Source organism: Streptomyces sp. NBC_00083 (assembly GCF_026343295.1).
Lineage (GTDB): Bacteria > Actinomycetota > Actinomycetes > Streptomycetales > Streptomycetaceae > Streptomyces.
Genome location: NZ_JAPELY010000005.1, coordinates 58,393 through 76,764, shown reverse-complemented (window position 1 = coordinate 76,764; position 18,372 = coordinate 58,393). Strand labels below are relative to the sequence as shown.

The 18,372-nt window shown below is 72.5% G+C and carries 16 protein-coding genes; 11 read left to right on the top strand and 5 right to left on the bottom strand.

The genetic code is table 11. The features are described 5' to 3' along the window. The first annotated feature begins 398 nt into the window (after positions 1-398). The 4 genes from OOJ98_RS32980 (at position 399) to OOJ98_RS32965 (ending at position 5,790) form a co-directional block, all read left to right on the top strand. Positions 399-1,760, top strand: a complete 1,362-nt coding sequence (locus OOJ98_RS32980; RefSeq protein WP_267058810.1) for an aspartate aminotransferase family protein — start codon at positions 399-401, stop codon at positions 1,758-1,760. Between the two features lie 113 nt (positions 1,761-1,873). Further along, entirely contained in the window at positions 1,874-2,545 is a 672-nt protein-coding gene (locus tag OOJ98_RS32975) for a GntR family transcriptional regulator (RefSeq protein WP_267058809.1), read from the top strand. Between the two features lie 2 nt (positions 2,546-2,547). Then, positions 2,548-4,968 (top strand): dolichyl-phosphate beta-glucosyltransferase, encoded by a 2,421-nt coding sequence (locus OOJ98_RS32970; RefSeq protein ID WP_267059083.1) that lies wholly within the window; start codon positions 2,548-2,550, stop codon positions 4,966-4,968. Between the two features lie 171 nt (positions 4,969-5,139). Continuing rightward, positions 5,140-5,790 (top strand): hypothetical protein, encoded by a 651-nt coding sequence (locus OOJ98_RS32965; RefSeq protein WP_267058808.1) that lies wholly within the window; start codon positions 5,140-5,142, stop codon positions 5,788-5,790. A gap of 331 nt (positions 5,791-6,121) precedes the next feature. Here OOJ98_RS32965 and OOJ98_RS32960 read toward each other — a convergent pair whose 3' ends face one another. Next, positions 6,122-6,862 carry an SLATT domain-containing protein gene (locus OOJ98_RS32960; protein ID WP_267058807.1) on the bottom strand — a complete coding sequence of 247 codons (741 nt, stop codon included), beginning with the start codon at positions 6,860-6,862 and terminating at the stop codon, positions 6,122-6,124. Positions 6,863-7,217: 355 nt separating this feature from the next. Between OOJ98_RS32960 and OOJ98_RS32955 the strand changes: the two genes are divergently transcribed. The 7 genes from OOJ98_RS32955 to OOJ98_RS32925 all read left to right on the top strand — a co-directional run bounded on the left by OOJ98_RS32955 (position 7,218) and on the right by OOJ98_RS32925 (position 13,726). Further along, a complete protein-coding gene (locus tag OOJ98_RS32955; RefSeq protein ID WP_267058806.1) occupies positions 7,218-7,553 on the top strand; it encodes a YbaB/EbfC family nucleoid-associated protein in 336 nt (111 codons plus the stop codon). A 114-nt stretch (positions 7,554-7,667) separates the two neighbouring features. Further along, positions 7,668-8,267, top strand: coding sequence for a recombination mediator RecR (gene recR, locus OOJ98_RS32950; protein ID WP_267058805.1), 600 nt, complete (start codon positions 7,668-7,670; stop codon positions 8,265-8,267). Positions 8,268-8,299: 32 nt separating this feature from the next. Next, complete coding sequence (locus tag OOJ98_RS32945; RefSeq protein ID WP_267058804.1) at positions 8,300-8,959, top strand: DUF5063 domain-containing protein; 660 nt, start codon at positions 8,300-8,302, stop codon at positions 8,957-8,959. A 253-nt stretch (positions 8,960-9,212) separates the two neighbouring features. Beyond that, complete coding sequence (locus OOJ98_RS32940; RefSeq protein WP_267058803.1) at positions 9,213-10,493, top strand: aspartate kinase; 1,281 nt, start codon at positions 9,213-9,215, stop codon at positions 10,491-10,493. Beyond that, on the top strand, positions 10,490-11,548 hold the full coding sequence (locus OOJ98_RS32935) for an aspartate-semialdehyde dehydrogenase (protein WP_267058802.1): 1,059 nt from the start codon (positions 10,490-10,492) through the stop codon (positions 11,546-11,548). Before OOJ98_RS32940 ends, OOJ98_RS32935 begins: the two co-directional genes overlap by 4 nt. Positions 11,549-11,816: 268 nt before the next feature. Beyond that, on the top strand, positions 11,817-12,491 hold the full coding sequence (locus OOJ98_RS32930; protein ID WP_267058801.1) for a SigE family RNA polymerase sigma factor: 675 nt from the start codon (positions 11,817-11,819) through the stop codon (positions 12,489-12,491). Then, a complete protein-coding gene (locus OOJ98_RS32925) occupies positions 12,488-13,726 on the top strand; it encodes a hypothetical protein (RefSeq protein ID WP_267058800.1) in 1,239 nt (412 codons plus the stop codon). Before OOJ98_RS32930 ends, OOJ98_RS32925 begins: the two co-directional genes overlap by 4 nt. On the opposite strand, the gene OOJ98_RS32920 is transcribed toward OOJ98_RS32925, so the two are convergent. The 4 genes from OOJ98_RS32920 to tatA form a co-directional block, all read right to left on the bottom strand. Continuing rightward, positions 13,723-14,568, bottom strand: a complete 846-nt coding sequence (locus tag OOJ98_RS32920; RefSeq protein ID WP_267058799.1) for an SURF1 family protein — start codon at positions 14,566-14,568, stop codon at positions 13,723-13,725. The two genes, OOJ98_RS32925 and OOJ98_RS32920, sit on opposite strands and share 4 nt — an antisense overlap. 698 nt (positions 14,569-15,266) lie before the next feature. Continuing rightward, positions 15,267-17,042 carry a prolyl oligopeptidase family serine peptidase gene (locus OOJ98_RS32915; RefSeq protein ID WP_267058798.1) on the bottom strand — a complete coding sequence of 592 codons (1,776 nt, stop codon included), beginning with the start codon at positions 17,040-17,042 and terminating at the stop codon, positions 15,267-15,269. 57 nt (positions 17,043-17,099) lie between these two features. Then, entirely contained in the window at positions 17,100-18,071 is a 972-nt protein-coding gene (locus OOJ98_RS32910; protein WP_267058797.1) for a threo-3-hydroxy-L-aspartate ammonia-lyase, read from the bottom strand. A gap of 43 nt (positions 18,072-18,114) precedes the next feature. Then, the gene (gene tatA / locus OOJ98_RS32905) at positions 18,115-18,366 is read right to left on the bottom strand and encodes a Sec-independent protein translocase subunit TatA (protein ID WP_267058796.1); all 252 of its coding nucleotides are present in this window, start codon (positions 18,364-18,366) and stop codon (positions 18,115-18,117) included. Between the last annotated feature and the right edge of the window lie 6 nt (positions 18,367-18,372).

Sequence of the window (18,372 nt, the reverse complement as noted above, 5' to 3'; positions counted from 1 at the left end):
GCGCCTTTCGGGCGCGAACGGGGTCTGGGGCGGAGCCCCAGGCTCCTGAACCTCAGCCGTCCACAACCTCCGGAGGGTTTCGGGAAGGGGTGGGGTGGGGCCATCCCGGGGTCTGGGGCGGAGCCCCAGGAACCCCGCTTTCGTCTGCGGACCGTGCCCGCGTCTCGCGCAGTTCCCCGCGCCCCTGTAGGGCACCCGGCGTCGACAGGCCGCGCGCCCTGTAGGGCACCCGGCACCGAGCCACGCGGCGGCGCCCGCCGCGGCGGAGCCGCGTGCGGGGCACAGTCCCGCACCCCGGCGGGGCACGCGGTGCCAACCGACAGAGTGCCGAAGGTGGGGCATCTCGGTGGACAGGATGGCCATGGCCGGGTCTACCTGGGCGTACTTACCCTGGACCCATGACCCCTCAAGGCACCCCCGACCCGACGGCCGGCGCGGCAGTGAAGGCCGCCGACCGCGCGCACGTGTTCCACTCCTGGTCCGCCCAGGGCCTGATCGACCCGCTCGCCGTGGCCGGCGCGGAGGGGTCGTACTTCTGGGATTACGAGGGCAACCGCTACCTCGACTTCACCAGCGGCCTCGTCTTCACCAACATCGGGTACCAGCACCCGAAGGTCGTCGCCGCGATCCAGGAGCAGGCCGCGACGATGACGACCTTCGCGCCCGCGTTCGCGGTCGAGGCCCGCTCGGAGGCGGCCCGGCTGATCGCCTCGCACACCCCGGGGGACCTCGACAAGATCTTCTTCACCAACGGTGGTGCCGAGGCCGTCGAGAACGCCATCCGCATGGCCCGGCTGCACACCGGGCGCCACAAGGTGCTGAGCGCGTACCGCTCGTACCACGGGGGGACGCACACCGCGATCAACCTCACCGGCGACCCGCGCCGGTGGGCCTCCGACAGCGGGTCGGCCGGTGTCGTGCGGTTCTGGGCGCCGTTCCTCTACCGCTCGCCCTTCCACGCCACCACCGAGGCGGAGGAGTGCGAGCGCGCGCTGCGGCACCTGGAGGACACCCTCGTCTTCGAGGGCGCCGCGACCGTCGCCGCGATCATCCTGGAGTCCGTGCCGGGCACCGCCGGCATCATGACGCCGCCGCCCGGCTACCTGCCCGGCGTGCGCGCGCTGTGCGACAAGTACGGGATCGTGCTCGTCCTCGACGAGGTCATGGCCGGGTTCGGCAGGACCGGCAAGTGGTTCGCCCTTGAGCACTACGACGTCGTGCCCGACCTGCTGACCTTCGCCAAGGGCGTCAACTCCGGGTACGTGCCGCTCGGCGGTGTCGCCATCAGCGCGAAGATCGCCGAGACCTTCGAGCACCGGCCCTTCCCCGGCGGCCTCACCTACTCCGGGCACCCCCTCGCCTGCGCCGCCGCCGTCGCCACCATCCAGGTGATGGAGGAGGAGGGCATCGTGGAGCAGGCCGCCCACATCGGCCGGGCCGTCCTGGAGCCGGGGCTCCGCGAGATCGCCGAGCGGCACCCGTCCGTCGGCGAGGTGCGCGGCTCCGGGGTGTTCTGGGCGCTCGAACTCGTCCGCTCCAAGGAGACGCGCGAGCCGCTCGTGCCGTACAACGCGACCGGCGCGGACAACGCGCCGATGGCCGCGTTCGGCGCCGCCTGCAAGAAGAACGGCCTGTGGCCCTTCATCAACATGAACCGCACCCACGTCGTGCCGCCCTGCAACGTCACCGAGGCCGAGGCCAAGGAAGGGCTCGCCGTCCTCGACGAGGCCCTCACCGTGGCCGACCGGCACACCGTCTGACGCGCCGCACGAGGCTCGGCCAAGGCCGGCCCGGGGCGTAAAACCCCCGCTCTCCTTTGTTCGGTTTCCGGGCACCCCATAGGGTGGCCGGAGCCGGAGAAGGGGAGCGAGCCATGCCCGCGAGCGGAGCGGTCACCCGCAACACCCTTCGACAACAGATCGCGGACGCGCTGCGTGACGAGGTGCTCGCGGGGCGTATGCGGCCCGGCGAGGAGTTCACGGTCAAACAGATCGCCGAGCAGTACGGCGTCTCGGCCACGCCGGTCCGCGAGGCGCTCGTCGACCTCTGCGCGCAGGGCCTGCTCGACTCCGACCAGCACCGCGGCTTCCGCGTGCGGGTGTTCACCGTCGAGGACTACAAGGGCATCGTCGAGGCGCGGGCCCTGGTCGTGGACGGGATATTCCGGCGGGCCGCGGTCCCGGGCCGGCTCGACGCGTACGGGCCGGCCCTCGTGTCGGTGCGGCGCCGCGGCGAAGAGGCGGCCCGCGCCGCCCGGTGCGGCGACCTGAACATCCTGGTCGGCTACGACCTCCGGTTCTGGCGCGAACTGTGCGCGCTGGCCGGGAACTCCTACATCTCCGACTTCCTGCACCGTCTGCGCATGCAGAGCTGGGTGTTCGCGGTGCCCCACCTGCGGAGCCACGGTGACGTCACCGAGTGGCTGTGGACCGGGCACGGCGAGGTGGTCGACGCGCTCGGCCGGGGCGACTTCGAGGCGGCGCGGGTGCTGATCGCCGCGTACAACGACGCGTCCCTGACCTGGGCGGAGCGGCTGCCCCGGTGACGATGAACACCCCGGCCGGACCGGTCGAACTGAGCGTCGTCGTCCCCGCGTACAACGAGGAGCAGCGTCTCGCGCCGACCCTCGACGCGATCCGCGCCCACCTTGGCGACAGCTGCGCCTGGGAGCTGATCGTCGTCGACGACGGGTCGGGCGACGAGACCGTACGGGTGGCGAGGGAAGCCGCCGCCCGCGACTCCCGCATCCATGTCGTCGTCAGCGAGAGCAACCGGGGCAAGGGCCACGCGCTGCGGCTCGGGGTGCTCGCCTCCTACGGGCGGCGCGTCCTGGTCACGGACGCCGATCTGGCCACGCCCATCGAGGAGCTCGACCGGCTCGACAAGGCGATGGCCGAGGGCGACACCGCCGCGGCGATCGGCTCGCGCGCCCATCCCGAGGCGCGCATAGAGGTTCACCAGAGCCGGCTGCGCGAACACCTCGGGCGGATGGGCAACCGGCTCATACGGGCCGTCGCGGTGCCCGGCATCCGCGACACCCAGTGCGGCTTCAAGCTGTTCGACGGCGAGAAGGCGCGCGCCGCGTTCGCCGACGCCCGCCTCGACGGCTGGGGCATCGACGTGGAGATCCTCCAGTTCTTCCGCCGCCGCGGCTGGGCGGTCGCCGAGGTGCCGGTCCGCTGGTCGCACCAGGAGGGCTCGAAGGTGGGCGCGGCCGACTACGGCAAGGTGCTGTGGGAGCTGGCCCGGCTCAAGGCGCGCGCGGTGCGCCGCGCCGACCTGGTGCTCGCCACCCTGTTCCTGCTGTCGTCGGTGCTGCTCTACAAGAACCTGTGGGACGGCCTCGGGAGCAGTTACCTCACGGACTCGATGCAGGACCAGAACCAGTGGGAGTGGTTCTTCGCGGTCACCGCGGACAACGTGGCCCATCTGCGCGACCCCCTGTTCACGACCGTCCAGAACTTCCCCGACGGCGTGAACCTCATGGGCAACACCCCGATGCTGGGCCTGTCCGTGCCGCTGGCGCCGGTCACGCTCGCGTTCGGGCCGAGCCTGACGTGGGCGCTCGTCCTCACCCTGGGGACGGCGGCGACCGCGTACGCCTGGTACTGGCTCTTCGCGCGCCGGGTCACCGAGAGCCGGTGGGCGGCGGGGCTCGGCGGGGCGCTCGCCGCGTACGCGCCGCCGATGGTCTCGCACGGTACCGCGCACCCGAACTTCTGCGTCCTGTTCATGCTGCCGCTGATCATCGACCGTGCGCTGCGGCTGTGCGAGGGCCGTGACGTGCGCCGCGACGGGATCGTGCTCGGCCTGTTCACCGTCTACCAGATCTTCCTCGGCGAGGAGGTGCTGCTGCTCGCCACGGTCGGCATGGCCCTGTTCGCCCTGTCGTACGCGCTGGCCCGCCGCGATGTCGCGCGGGCCGTGGTCCGGCCGCTGGCCACGGGCGCGGCGTACGCGCTCGGGGTCTGCCTGGTGCTGCTCGCCTACCCGCTGTACCGGCAGTTCGCCGGCGCGCAGAGCTACCACAGCGTGCTGCACGGCGACAGCGCGGGCAATTCGCCGCTCGCGCTCGTCGAGTTCGCGGGGCGCTCGCTCTTCGGCGACGAGGCGACCGCCGACAAGCTGGCGCTCAACCGCACCGAGCAGAACGCGTTCTACGGCTGGCCGCTGGTGGCGCTCGCCTTCGCGCTCGTCGTACGGCTGTGGCGGCGCCCCCTGGTGAAGGCGCTGGCCTTCACGGGGGTGGCGGCCGCGGTGCTGTCGCTGGGGCAGAAGATCCGCGTCCCGTACACGGACGTGGTGTTCGCCGGGCCGTGGAAGCTCCTCGCGCACTGGCCGCTCTTCGAGTCGGTGATCGAGGGCCGGGTCGCGATGATCTGCGCGCCGGTGCTCGGCGCGCTGGTGGCGCTCGGCGCGGGGCGCCTCGCCCACAGCGGGGTGCGGCTGAACAAGGCGGTCGGGTTCACGGCGATCGCGCTCGCGCTGCTGCCGATCGTGCCGACGCCGTACCCGACCAACGCCCGTCCCGACGTGCCCGAGTTCATCGCGTCGGGCATGTGGAAGAAGTACGTCGGGCCCGGGGAATCCCTGGTTCCGGTGCCGCTGCCCGATCCCGGTTCGGCGGAGGCGCTGCACTGGCAGGCGGAGACGGGCCTCGGCTTCTCGGTGCCCGGCGGCTACTTCAACGGGCCCTGGGGTCCGGACCGGATCGGCATCTACGGGGCCTCACCGCGCTGGACGTCGAACCTGTTCGGAGACGTGCGCTCCGGCAAGCCGATCCCCGACATCGGCACCGACTGGCAGAACCAGGCCAGGGCGGACCTGGCGTACTGGCGGGCCGGGGTGCTCGTCCTGGAGCCGCAGCCGCGGGCGCCCGAGCTGTACGAGACGGTGTCCCGGCTGCTCGGCCGGCCCGGCACGAAGGTCGGCGGCGTGTGGATCTGGGACGTGTCGCCGGGGCGCTGACGCCCGCGGGTCCGAGTAACGGACGGGCTGGTGGGTAAACCTCTGCGACCGGGGCGCGCGGGGGGAACCGGTCACCCGCCGCCGGGAGTTGACGGGCGCTCTTCGCGCGGCGTGCCCGGCGCACTACGCTGTCCCGACCATCGCGCGAAACGAGTTGAGAGCGAGCCCGTCTTGGCCTGTGACCTGTGGCTGGTCCCCCTCGTCGACGTGCTGTGCCACAGCCCCGACAATCCGTTCGCGGAGGAGATCGCCTCGTACGACAAGGCGCTCGGCGAGGCCGGGCTCCCGGCGGTGCCGGTCTTCGCCTACATGCCGGGGCTCTCCGGCGACGTGGCTCCGGTGGCCGGCTTCGACTACGACGCGCTGCACTTCCTGCGCCGGGCGTATCTGCTCCAGCTGTGCGGGCTCGCGGTGACGCCGGTCGACGAGCTGGGCGGCGACTACGAGCAGCTCCTGGAGATGTTCGAGGCGACGGCCCAGCAGTCGCACCTGGTGTGGCACTACGACCACGCGGGGGCGTACGTGCCGGTCGACTTCGCGGTGCCGCTGTCCAACGAGGAGCTGCTGGCGGGCGGGGGACCGCTCGGGTCGGCGCAGGGGTTGTTGCGGGAGCTCCAGTTCGTGGGGCCGGCGATCGGGATAGATCCGGCCAACCCGCCGTCTCCGCCGGCGCCGCCGGCCCGCCCCACCTCGCTCGAAGAGCCGGCGGGGCCCATCCCGTACGACGAGAGTCCGTTCGCGCGTGAGCGGCACGTCTGGCTCGGGCTCCACGCGGCAGCCACCCGCAGCCTGGCCCAAGGCTCCATGATCATCTTCAGCTGACCCTGCGGCAGCGCATGCCGCGCGGTCCGCAGGCGGGGCCGCCTGGGGCTCCGCCCCAGACCCCGTCCCGGGCCTGGACGGCCCTCGTCCTCAAACGCCGGACGGGCTGAGGATGCCGATGCTGGGCATGCCGCCAGGTTCAGCCCACCTGGGGGCGCGGGGAACTGCGCGAGACGCGGGCACGGTCCGCACCCGACGGCGGGGTGTCCTGGGGCTCCGCCCCAGACCCCGTTCGCGCCCGAAAGGCGCTCGTCCTCAATCGCCGGACGGGCCGGCTATGCGCATGCCGCCCGGCATGGAGTACTTCAGGGGGCGCGGGGAACCGCGCGGGTCAGCGGGGGCCCTCCGGGGGGCGTTGGCGGGGCATGTTGGGGCGGGTCACCGGGGGGAGGGGGAAGCGGCCGGGACCGGGGGCGCCATCGGCGCGCGGCGCCGCGGCGCTCAGCGTCTGCATGACCAGCGGCGCCGGCCCCGAGCGGAACTCCACCATCCAGTCCGCCGTCTCGGAGCGGACCAGCTCCGTCACGTCCTCGGTGAACCGGCGCAGCACGGACAGACAGCGCTCGGCCGCCTCGCTCGCCGTGCCGTCGGTGGGCCCGAGCACCTCGCGCACGCTCTCCGACGCCCAGTCGAACTGGAGGGTCTGGAGCCTGCGCTGCACCGCCTGCGCCGTGGCGACGTCCCGCATCCAGCCCGATGTGAGGCCGAAGAACCGGTCGCAGGCCAGACAGGCCGCGCCGAGCAGCAGACACAGGTAGCCCCAGCCCGCCGCCCCCGTGAGGGCCCGCGTGAGGTCGAGCAGCGGAAGCACCGCCCCCGCGGTCGCGCCCGCGGCCGTGCCGCAGCGCAGGACGCGCGCGCCGCGGCGCTTCCAGAGCCGGTCGGCGAGGTACCAGTCCGCGGTGCGCAGGGCGCCCGTCTCGACCCACTGGTACAGCTCGTAGAGGCGCTCCGCGGGCTCGCCCCAGTCGCCGAGCGGGAACGGCCGCCCGGTCAGATCGCCCGTCGTCGCGCCCTCGTCCCGCCGGGCCTGGCCCGGGGCCCCCTCGGGCTGCATGTCAGGCTGGCTCACCCGGCCGCTCCCTCCGCACTGCTAGCTGGCATCCAGACCACGTGGACGTACGTAGTGGCGTAGTACAGGACGTAGTGACGTCGTCACGTAGTGATGTAGTAAAGACGTCGCGCCCCTGCGCCGCCGACGGTGCGTGTGCGTCGCTTGACGCCCAGTGATGCGCCCGACCGCCATTCCTACCGCCGAATGGAGGGCCCGGGGGGCGGTAACCAGGTATTTCCGCCCGGAAGTGCCGCTTGATCAGGTATAGGAACCCGCACCGCATCACTCGAAAGAGTTGCGGAGCAGGGCGCCTGTCGACCACGTAGGCTCGGAGTGCCCGACGATTCCGTCCAAGTGAAACCCGGAGTGAACCGTGATCCCTGGTGGTGGCCAGCCCAACATGCAGCAGCTTCTCCAGCAGGCGCAGAAGATGCAGCAGGACCTCGCCGTGGCCCAGGAGGAGCTCGCGGCGACCGAGGTCGACGGCCAGGCCGGCGGTGGCCTCGTCAGGGCGACCGTGACCGGCTCGGGTGAGCTGCGTTCCCTCGCCATCGACCCGAAGGCGGTCGACCCGGAGGACACCGAGACCCTCGCCGACCTGATCGTCGCGGCCGTGCAGGCCGCCAACGAGAACGCGCAGCAGCTCCAGCAGCAGAAGCTGGGCCCGCTGACGCAGGGCCTCGGCGGCATGCCCGGCCTGCCCTTCTAGGACCGGGCACCCCGCGCGCGCCCGGTCGCGCGGAGCCAACCGTGCGCCTGCCCTACTGAGGCGGACGGACAGCAACTACCGTAGGCATCAGAGCAACCCACGAGAGGCGTTCCGTTGTACGAAGGCGTGGTTCAGGACCTCATCGACGAGCTGGGCAGGCTGCCCGGCGTCGGTCCCAAGAGCGCGCAGCGGATCGCCTTCCACATCCTCCAGGCGGAGCCGACCGACGTACGCCGCCTCGCGCACGCCCTCCTTGAGGTCAAGGACAAGGTCCGCTTCTGCGCGGTGTGCGGCAACGTGGCGCAGGAGGAGCGGTGCAACATCTGCCGCGACCAGCGACGCGACCTGAGCGTCATCTGTGTCGTGGAGGAGCCCAAGGACGTGGTGGCGATCGAGCGGACGCGTGAGTTCCGCGGCCGCTACCACGTGCTCGGCGGTGCCATCAGCCCCATCGAGGGCGTCGGCCCGGACGACCTGCGCATCCGCGAGCTGCTCGCCCGCCTCGCGGACGGCACGGTCACCGAGCTGATCCTGGCCACCGACCCGAACCTGGAGGGCGAGGCGACGGCGACGTACCTCGCCCGCATGATCAAGCCCATGGGGCTCAAGGTCACCCGGCTCGCCAGCGGCCTGCCGGTGGGCGGCGACCTCGAATACGCCGACGAGGTCACCCTGGGCCGGGCCTTCGAAGGAAGGCGGCTGCTCGATGTATGACGCCCACGCGGGCCACGAGGAAGGTCAACTCGATGTCTGACGCAACGCTGCACGCGACCACGCAGGACCCGGACTCGTTCGCGGTCCAGATCGCCGACCAGGTCGAGTCCTTCATCGTCGCGGTCACCGAGGTGGCCAAGGGCGACGAACCCGACAGCGCCGTGCCGTTCCTGCTCCTGGAGGTCTCCCAGCTCCTGCTGGCCGGCGGCCGGCTCGGGGCGCACGAGGACATCGTCCCCGACGAGCGCTACGAGCCCGACCTGGGCCCGGAGGCCGACGCCGACGAGCTGCGCGAGCGCTTCGCCCGGCTGCTCGAACCCATCGACGTGTACTCCGAGGTCTTCGACCCGTACGAGCCGCGCAAGGCGCCGGTGCCGTGCCGGATCTCCGACGACCTCGCCGACGTCGTTACCGACCTGCGCCACGGCCTGGCCCACTACCGCGCGGGCCGCACCTCCGAGGCGCTGTGGTGGTGGCAGTTCTCGTACTTCTCCAACTGGGGCTCGACGGCCTCCGCCGCGCTGCGCGCCCTCCAGTCGCTCGTCGCCCACGTCCGCCTCAATCAGCCGCTCGAAGAGCTGGACGGCCTGGACACGGACGAGGAGCTGACGGAGGACGCCCTGGAGGAGGCGGCGGGCCGCGTCATGGCGCAGGAGCTGGCCGGGCCCCTCGGTCTCGGCGACGTCAAGTAGCGCCGCCCGTACGGGAGTCGGGCGCGGAGCCACCCGGATGCGGGGGCCCGCGCACCCGTCCGGGCCCCTGTGAGCCCGGACACATGCCGCGTATCCGGCGGGCACCCGGGCAGGCAGTCCGTGCGAGCGGTGCCGGTGGCCGTCCGGTGTCAGGGAGTGAGCGGGACATCTCACGAGCTGATACGGGGCGGGCGATTCCGGCCCGCTCGTTAAACTGAGCCGACCGCAGTAATGAAATGAGCGAGGAGCGCACGTGGGCCTTGTCGTGCAGAAGTACGGAGGCTCCTCCGTTGCCGATGCCGAGGGCATCAAGCGCGTCGCCAAGCGGATCGTGGAAGCCAAGAAGAACGGCCACCAGGTGGTCGTCGTGGTTTCCGCGATGGGCGACACGACGGATGAGTTGATCGAGCTCGCGGAGCAGGTGTCACCCATGCCTGCCGGGCGGGAATTCGACATGCTGCTGACCGCCGGAGAGCGGATCTCCATGGCACTGCTTGCCATGGCGATCAAAAGCATGGGCCACAAGGCCCAGTCCTTCACGGGCAGCCAGGCCGGTGTCATCACCGACTCGGTCCACAACAAGGCGCGGATCATCGACGTCACCCCGGGCCGCATCAGGACCTCGATCGACGAGGGCAACATCGCCATCGTCGCCGGGTTCCAGGGTGTCAGCCAGGAGGGCAAGAACATCACCACGCTCGGCCGTGGTGGTTCGGACACGACGGCCGTCGCGCTGGCCGCGGCCCTCGACGCCGAGGTCTGCGAGATCTACACGGATGTCGACGGCGTCTTCACCGCGGACCCCCGCGTCGTGAAGAAGGCGAAGAAGATCGACTGGATCTCCTTCGAGGACATGCTGGAGCTGGCCGCGTCCGGCTCCAAGGTGCTCCTGCACCGGTGCGTCGAGTACGCCCGCCGGTACAACATCCCGATCCACGTGCGGTCGTCCTTCAGCGGACTTCAGGGCACCTGGGTCAGCAATGAACCACGTTCCAAGTCGGAGGGTCAGCAGGTGGAGCACGCCATCATCTCCGGAGTCGCCCACGACGTCTCCGAGGCGAAGGTCACGGTCGTCGGGGTGCCCGACAAGCCGGGCGAGGCGGCGGCGATCTTCCGCACCATCGCCAACGCGGAGATCAACATCGACATGGTGGTGCAGAACGTCTCCGCCGCGTCGACGGGGCTCACCGACATCTCGTTCACGCTGCCCAAGGCCGAGGGCCGCAAGGCCATCGACGCCCTGGAGCGGTCCAAGCCGGCCATCGGCTTCGAGTCGCTGCGCTACGACGACCAGATCGCCAAGATCTCCCTCGTCGGCGCCGGCATGAAGACCAACCCGGGCGTCACGGCGGGCTTCTTCGAGGCCCTTTCCGACGCGGGCGTGAACATCGAGCTCATCTCGACCTCCGAGATCCGCATCTCGGTCGTCACCCGGGCCGACGACGTCAACAACGCGGTGCGCGCCGTACACTCGGCCTTCGGCCTGGACTCCGACAGCGACGAGGCCGTCGTCTACGGGGGCACCGGGCGATGACCCACAGGCCGGCGCTCACGGTCGTCGGAGCGACCGGGGGCGCCGGTGCGGTGATGCTCCAGATCCTGTCCCAGCATGCCGATGTCTGGGGCGAGGTCCGGCTCGTCGCGTCCGCGCGCTCGGCCGGCCGCACCCTGCTCGTCCGCGGGCAGGAGTGCGAGGTCCGCGCGCTGAGCGAGGAGGCCCTCGAAGGGGCCGACATCGTCCTGTTCCTGGTGCCCGCCGACGTCGCCGCCCAGTGGGCGCCGGTAGCGGCCGCCAAGGGCGCGGTGGTGGTGGACAGTTCGGCCGCCTTCCGGATGGACCCGGACGTGCCGCTGGTGGTGCCCGAGCTCAATCCGCACGCCGTACGGATGCGTCCGCGCGGCATCGTCGCGAGCCCGCACGCCACCACCCTCGCGATGAGCGTGGCGGTCGGCGCGCTGCACGCCGAGTTCTGCCTGAGCGAGCTGGTCGTCTCCACCTACCAGGCGGTCAGCGGTGAGGGGCAGGCCGGCGTCGACGCGCTGCGCCGGCAGATCTCGCTGGTCGCCGGCACCGGGCTCGGCACGAGCCCCGGCGATGTGCGCCGCGCCGTCGGCGACGACCTCGGCCCGTTCCCCGCGCCCCTCGCCCTCAACGTGGTGCCCTGGACCGGCGAACTCGCCGACGACGGCTGGTCGTCGCAGGAGCTGGGCATCCGCGCCGAACTGCGCAAACTGCTCGACCTGCCGCGCCTTCCGGTCGCCGCGACCTGTGTGCGGGTCCCGGTGGTGACCACGCACTCCGCGTCGGTGCACGCCCGCTTCGAGAACGAGGTGGACGTGGCGCGCGCCCACGAGATCCTGGCGACCGCGCCCGGCGTGGTGCTCTTCGACAACCCCGCCGTCGGCGAATACCCCACCCCCGCCGACGTGGTGGGCACCGACCCCACCTGGGTCGGCCGGGTCCGCAGCTCGCCGGACGATCCGCACGTACTGGAACTTTTCGTCTGCGGTGACAACCTCCGCAAGGGCACGTCCCTGAACGTGGCCCACATCGCCGAGCTGGCGGCCCGCGAATTCACCGGGCGTTGATCCCCACGGGTTTGTAGGATCTGTGAACGCTCTGTGAGCAAGTCGCTGGTCTGTACCACTTGAAGTGCGCCAATGCCTTGTTACACGATTCATTTCCGTGTCCCTGCAACCGGCAGTCCGGCATGGAGCGTCTATGCGGTCGCCCCTCAAGGTGCCGTATAAATCGGGGCATTGGGGAAGAGCGGGTACGGATGAGGGCATGTGTCGCACCGCCAAAAACAGTGTCGTACGCGTACAACCCTGACGGGGAGGAACGTGTCCAACAGGCGTGGCAGAGGTACTCGACTTCAGAGCGGTACCGGCGCGCGGTGGGATGGTCGTCCGCCCTCGTCGGAGGTCCGGCGTGCCCGGCGGCATGCCGGTGATCGCGCCCATGCCGGCCACCCGCCCCGCCGCCCTCGTGCCGTCCCCCGCGCCCTCCCGCGGGAGCGCTGACGAGACCATGGCGGCCGGCACCACCGTTGACCACCTCACCGAGACCTACCGGGCGCACTACCGCTCCCTGCTCGGCCTCGCGGCACTGCTCCTGGACGACACCGCTTCCTGCGAGGACGTCGTGCAGGAGGCGTTCATCCGCGTCCACTCGGCGCGCAGCCGGGTGCGCGAGCCGGAGAAGACCCTGGCCTACCTGCGCCAGACCGTGGTGAACCTGTCGCGCTCCGCGCTGCGCCGCCGCATCCTCGGGCTCAAGCTGCTCTCCAAGCCGATGCCCGACATGGCGAGCGCGGAAGAGGGCGCGTACGACCAGCTGGAGCGCGACGCCCTGATCAAGGCGATGCGCGGGCTCCAGCGCCGCCAGCGCGAGGTCCTCGTGCTGCGGTACTTCGCGGACATGACCGAGGCCCAGGTCGCCGAGACGCTCGGCATATCCCTGGGCTCGGTGAAGGCGTACGGATCACGAGGCATAGCCGCCCTGCGCGTCGCCATGGAGGCGACGGCATGAAGGGGCGGGACGGAAACGACGACGAGCGGCCGGGGGAGCACGGGAAGTACCGGAAGTACGGGGAGCACGGCGGGTACGGGTCGGACCAGCGGCCCAGCATTGACCTGAACGACCTGACTGGATACGGATTCGTGGACACAACGCCGGAAAAGAACAGCCCCGGCACCCCTCACCTCGGTTTTCCGCCCGCTCCTGGCGGCACCGACACGGCCGGGGAACAGGCGCTGCGCAGACTGCTGCACGGCGCGGTCGACGAGCTGACACCCTCCGAGGGGGCGCTCGAACACCTGCGGGAGGCGGTGCCCGCGCGGCGCGCCCGCAAGCGACAGGCCGTCGTCGGCTCGGTCGCGGCCGCCCTCCTGGTGGCCACCGCCGTGCCGGCCTTCCTGCACGTCGCCAACACCGCGAGCAGCACCGACGAGCAGCCGGCCGCCGCCGGACACGGCGAGCAGACGTACGGCGGGTCGGGAGGCGTCACCGGCACGCCCGACGGGGTGCCGCGGGGCGGCCCGTCCACCGGCTCCGGCACCCGGCCCGGCGGCACACCCGACGGCAAGGGCGCGTCGAAGACGCCCAGCGTCGGCACGACCGGAGACACCGCGGGCGCCGTCGACGGGCCGCGCAGCGGCACCGTGCAGGCGAACTCGCCGGTGTGCGAGGCGGGCGAGCTGAGCGTGAAGTCGGCGAAGGTCGGCAAGCCCGACGCGACCGGCAAGGTGTACGGGGCGTTCCGCGTCGTCAACGCGTCGGACAAGCAGTGCGCGATCGGCGGCGTCGGCACGTTCGGCGTCCACGCGCAGGGCGCGGCCGACCCCGCGAAGATCACCGTGGTCGAGCACGCGGCGGGCGACCCCGCGCCCGGCCTGCCCGATCCCTCCCAGGACGCCGACCACTTGGTGCTCAAGCCGGCCGCGGCCTACGAGGTGCGGTTCGCCTGGGTGCCGTCCGACACCTGTCCCAAGGCGACGGCGTCGCCCGACCCCAGCCCCTCCGCCAACCCGGGGAGCAACAGCGGCATCACCGCGCCCACGACCACCGGGGGTGGCGCCCAGAGTCCCCAGCTCGCGCCGAACGGCGGCCCCCCGGCCACGACCGAGGACGGCACCGTGGCGGTCACGCACGTGGCCGAGCCGGGCGCGCCGGCGGCCGAGGCGAAGATCCCGAACGCGTGCGCCGGCACGATCTACAAGACGGGCGTGCTCGACGCGGGGTCCGGCTCGGCGCCGGCCCCCTAGGCCCCGGCGGCCGCGCCCTCGGGCTTCGCGGCCGCCCCGGCTTCGGCGCCGGGCCCGTCGGCCTGGTCGGACCCGTCCGCCGGCTGTTCCGCTCCTTCGGGGGCGAGGCCGAGTTCGGCGTCCTCCAGGGCCTCGGCCTCGCGCCGCACCAGGCGGAACCACATGAAGACCACGAACCCGGCGAAGACGAACCACTCGCCGGTGTACCCGAGGTTCTGGAACGCCTTCAGGTCGAGCCCGCTGTTCTGCGGCGCGCTCGCCGGGACCGGGGTCAGGCCGGCGCCGGCGGCGGGCAGCGTCACCCACGCGTCGTACACCGGATACGGCACCAGGTTGACGAGGGACGCCGCGCTGATCATGCCGACCTGGCCCTGCGGCAGGCCGCCCTGCGCGTTCACACCGTCCGAGCCCGCGGTCTCCGACGCCTGCAGTACGCCGGTGACGGCCACGTCGCCCGCGGGGACGGCCGGGGCCTTCGCGCCGCGGGGGATCCAGCCGCGCACGACGGGCAGCGCCTTGCCGCCGTCGGTGCGCAGCAGGGTCAGTACGTAGCTGCCCTGCTTGCCGTCGACCTCGCGGTCGGGCACCAGGAACTGCTCGGCGTAGTGGCCGCGGGCCTGCGCCGGCCGACCGGAGGTGCGCTGGTCCACCGGGAGCAGCGAGGCGAGCGGCTCGGCCTTGCGGGAGGCGGGGTCGGGGGCCTTCTCGGCGGCGTCGTGGGACTGCACGCGGTCCTCGAAGCGGCCGAGCTGCCAGGAGCCCATGAAGACGCAGACGGGGATGGCGAGCAGGACGAAGGCGTGGATTCCCCACCAGCGGGGTGTGAGCAGGAACCGGTACACACCCCCACGGTACGGAATCCCACCGGGTCCCCCTCACCGGGGTGCCCCCAACCCCCCGGGACCGTTGCCCCCGGGCTGCGCCCCCGCGTTCGTCTGCGGACCGTGCTCGCGTCCCGCGCAGTTCCCCGCGCCCCTGACTACTCGGTGCCGGGCGGCACGGGCATCTTCAGCCCGTCATGGGGGTCCCCCCTGGCCCATAAGGCCTTGGGGGAGTTTGAGGACGAGCGCCCCCTCAGCCTGTCCGGCGTTTGAGGACGAGCGCCTTTCGGGCGCGAACGGGGTCTGGGGCGGAGCCCCAGGGGTTTGGACCTCAGCCCGTTTCATAACCCCCGGAGGGTTTCGGGAAGGGGTGGGGTGGGGCCTCCCGGGGTCTGGGGCGGAGCCCCAGCAACCCCGGCTTTCGTCTGCGGGCCGTGCTGGGGCACCCGCGCAGTTCCCCGCGCCCCTGTAGGGCACCCGGCACCGAGCCCACCGCCGCGCCCACCGCGGCGGAGCCGCGCAAACGGCACAGCCCCGCGCCCCTAGTAGGGCACCCGGAGCCGAGCCACGCGGCCGCGCCCACCGCGGCGGAGCCGCGCAAACGGCACAGCCCCGCGCCCTAGTAGGTGACCCGGAGCCGCAGGCTCCCACCCGCGCCCACCGCGGCGGAGCCGCGTGAAGGGCACAGCCCCGCGCCCCTGGTAGGGCACCCGGCGCTGTCAGACGGGGAGGTGGCGGAGGGCGAAGTCGAGTTCCAGGCGGACCTGTTTGATGCGTTCCTCCACCACCAGCGACCCATGCCCCGCGTCATACCGGTACACCTCGTGCACCGCCCCCCGCGCGACCAGCCGGTCCACATAGTTCTCGACCTGCCGGATCGGGCAGCGCGGATCGTTGACCCCCGCCGAGATGTAGACCGGCGCCGTCACCGCGTCGACGTACGTCAGCGGCGACGACGCGCGGAACCGGTCCGGAACCTCCTCCGGGGTGCCGCCCAGCAACGTGCGGTCCATCGCCTTCAGCGCCTCCATCTCGTCGTGGTACGCCGTGACGTAGTCCGCGACCGGCACCGCCGCGAGCCCCAGCGCCCACACGTCGGGCTGGGTGCCGAGCCCGAGCAGCGTGAGGTAGCCGCCCCAGGAGCCGCCCGCGAGGACGAGCCGCGCGGGGTCGGCGAGCCCCGAGGAGACCGCCCAGGCGCGGACCGCCTCGATGTCCTCCAGCTCGATGAGCCCGACGCGGTGCTTGAGCGCGTCGGTCCACTCCCGCCCGTACCCGGTGGAGCCGCGGTAGTTGACCCGTACCACCGCGAACCCGTGGTCGACCCAGGCCGCCGGGCCCGCGGCGAACGCGTCGCTGTCGTGCCACGTGGGCCCGCCGTGGATCTCGAACAGGGTGGGGAAGGGGCCGTCGCCGGCCGGGCGCTGCACCAGGGCGTGGACGCGGCCGCCGGGACCCTCCACCCACACGTCCTCGACCGGCACCGAGCCGGGCGCCTTGAAGCCGGGCGGGTCGAGCACGACCCCGCCCGCCGTGGAGCGCACCTCGGAGGGGGCCGCCGCGGACGACCACAGGTACTCCACCGTGCCGTCGGGCCGCGCCGTCGCCGCCGACACCGAACCCGCCGGGGTGTCGATCTCGATCAGGGAGCGCGTCGCGAGGTCGAAGCGGAACAGGCCGCTGCGCGCCTCGAAGCTGTGCACCACGAGCAGGCCCGATCCGTCCGGATACCACTCGGCCGACACGTCGCCCGGCAGGTCGAGCGCGAGGTCGCTCTGCTCGCCCGAGGCCACGTCCCAGATCATCGGCTCCCAGCGGCCGCGCCGCTGGTGCGAGACGAGCAGCCGGCTGTCGCCCGCGAGCGGCGCGAACCCGAGCACTTCGAGCCCGAGTTCCTCCGTGCCGCCCTTGGTGTCGTCGAGCTCGGCGACCACCGAGCCGTCCGGGCGCACCACCCGCAGCGCCGAGTGCATCGCGTCGCCGTGCTCGGTGTGCTCGACCGCGATCAGCGTGCCGTCGTGCGAGAGGTCGCCCACGCCCGCCGACTCGCGGTGCCGGTAGATCTCCACGGGCGCGGAGCCGGGGCGTACGACGTGGATCGTCGAGCCGTCGTCGTCGGTGGAGCGGCCGATCACCGCCGTGCCGTCCCGGCCGAGCGCGAGGCCCGCCGGGTAGGACGGGGCGAGCCCGGCCACGGCCGGCTCGTCGGCGCCGCCGCCGAACGGCTGGCGCTGCCACACCCCGAACTCGTCGCCGTCGGTGTCGCAGAACCACCAGATCCACTCGCCGTCCGGCGTCAGCACCCCCTCCGTGGTGCCGTTGGGGCGGTCGGTGGCCCGGCGCTGCGCGCCACTGGCGCGGTCCCACGCGTACAGCTCGTACGTCCCCGTCGCGTTCGACACGAACAGCGAGCGGTCCGGGGCGTCCTCCGCCCAGTCGGGGAGCCCCACCCTCGGCGCCCTGAACCGCTTCTCCCACTCCGGCATCTCGTTCATGCCCCCATCATGCGCCGAACCGCCGGCGAACCGTTCCCGGTCCGGGCGCCCGCGGTCCTAGCGGCCCTCGCCGGAGATCAGCCGCGCGTACCGGGAGAGGTCCATGTTGCCGCCGCTGATGATGACGCCGACCCGCTTGCCGCGGAGGCGCTCCGCCGCCGCGCGGGCGGCGGCGAACCCCAGGCAGCCCGTGGGCTCGACGACCGTCTTCATTCGGGACGCGAACAGCCGCATGCAGTCGACGAGTTGGGCGTCGGACGCGGTGACGATGTCGGTCACGCGGTCGCGGATCACCGGGAAGGTGTGGCTGCCCAGGTGCTGCGTCTGGGCGCCGTCCGCGAGGGTGTCGGGGGTGTCGATGTGCACGATCTCGCCGGCGCGCAGCGACCGGAGCCCGTCGTCGCCGGCCTCGGGCTCGACCCCGTACACCTCGCACCCCGGCGCGAGGGCGCCCGCGGAGAGCAGGGTGCCCGACAGGAGCCCGCCGCCGCCGAGCGGCACGAACAGGGCGTCCAGGGGGCCGGTCTCCTCGAAGAGCTCCTTGGCGGCGGTGCCCTGGCCGGCCATCACGTCGGGGTGGTCGTAGGGCGGGATCAGGGTGAGGCCGCGCTCCTTCGCGAGCGCCGTGCCGATCGCCTCGCGGTCCTCGCTCCAGCGGTCGTAGGTGACCACCTCGGCCCCGTACCCCCGGGTCGCGGCGAGCTTGGCGGCGGGCGCGTCGTGCGGCATGACGATGGTCGCCGGGATGCCGAGCAGGGCGGCGGAGAGCGCGACGGCCTGCGCGTGGTTGCCGGACGAGTAGGCGACGACGCCCGCGCGCCGCTGCCCGGCGTCGAACCGCGAGAGCGCGTTGAACGCGCCGCGGAACTTGAAGGCCCCCATGCGCTGGAGGTTCTCGCACTTGAAGTACAGGCTCAGACCCAGCTCGGCGTCGGTGAGCCGCGAGGTCATGACCGGGGTGCGGTGGGCGTGCGGGGCGATCCGCTCGTGCGCGCGGACCACGTCGTCGTACGTCGGCAGCTGTTCCATGGCTGCCGAGCGTACGGGGGCCCCGGGCCGCGGGCCCACGGGTTTACGGGGCGGGCTGGGCCGGGGCCTCCGAGGGTGCGGGAGCGGCGGGAGCCGGGGTGACGTGAGCGGCCGGGGCGGCGGGCGCCGCGGCCGAGCCGTCCTCACGCATCGCCTTGGTCTCGCTCTTGAGGATGCGCAGCGACTTGCCGAGCGCGCGCGCCGTGTCGGGCAGCTTCTTCGAGCCGAAGAGCAGGATCAGTACTACGGCGACGATCAGCAGGTGCCAGGGTTCGAGTCCGTTGCGCAGGAACATCCCGCG

What these genes read in the sequence shown, in the direction of transcription:
- OOJ98_RS32980 (WP_267058810.1), top strand. Translation starts at nt 399, where the DNA reads ATGACCCCTCAAGGCACCCCCGACCCGACGGCCGGCGCGGCAGTGAAG.
- OOJ98_RS32975 (WP_267058809.1), top strand. Translation starts at nt 1,874, where the DNA reads ATGCCCGCGAGCGGAGCGGTCACCCGCAACACCCTTCGACAACAGATC.
- OOJ98_RS32970 (WP_267059083.1), top strand. Translation starts at nt 2,548, where the DNA reads ATGAACACCCCGGCCGGACCGGTCGAACTGAGCGTCGTCGTCCCCGCG.
- OOJ98_RS32945 (WP_267058804.1), top strand. Translation starts at nt 8,300, where the DNA reads ATGTCTGACGCAACGCTGCACGCGACCACGCAGGACCCGGACTCGTTC.
- OOJ98_RS32935 (WP_267058802.1), top strand. Translation starts at nt 10,490, where the DNA reads ATGACCCACAGGCCGGCGCTCACGGTCGTCGGAGCGACCGGGGGCGCC.
- OOJ98_RS32925 (WP_267058800.1), top strand. Translation starts at nt 12,488, where the DNA reads ATGAAGGGGCGGGACGGAAACGACGACGAGCGGCCGGGGGAGCACGGG.
- OOJ98_RS32915 (WP_267058798.1), bottom strand. Translation starts at nt 17,042, where the DNA reads ATGAACGAGATGCCGGAGTGGGAGAAGCGGTTCAGGGCGCCGAGGGTG.
- OOJ98_RS32910 (WP_267058797.1), bottom strand. Translation starts at nt 18,071, where the DNA reads ATGGAACAGCTGCCGACGTACGACGACGTGGTCCGCGCGCACGAGCGG.
- tatA (WP_267058796.1), bottom strand. Translation starts at nt 18,366, where the DNA reads ATGTTCCTGCGCAACGGACTCGAACCCTGGCACCTGCTGATCGTCGCC.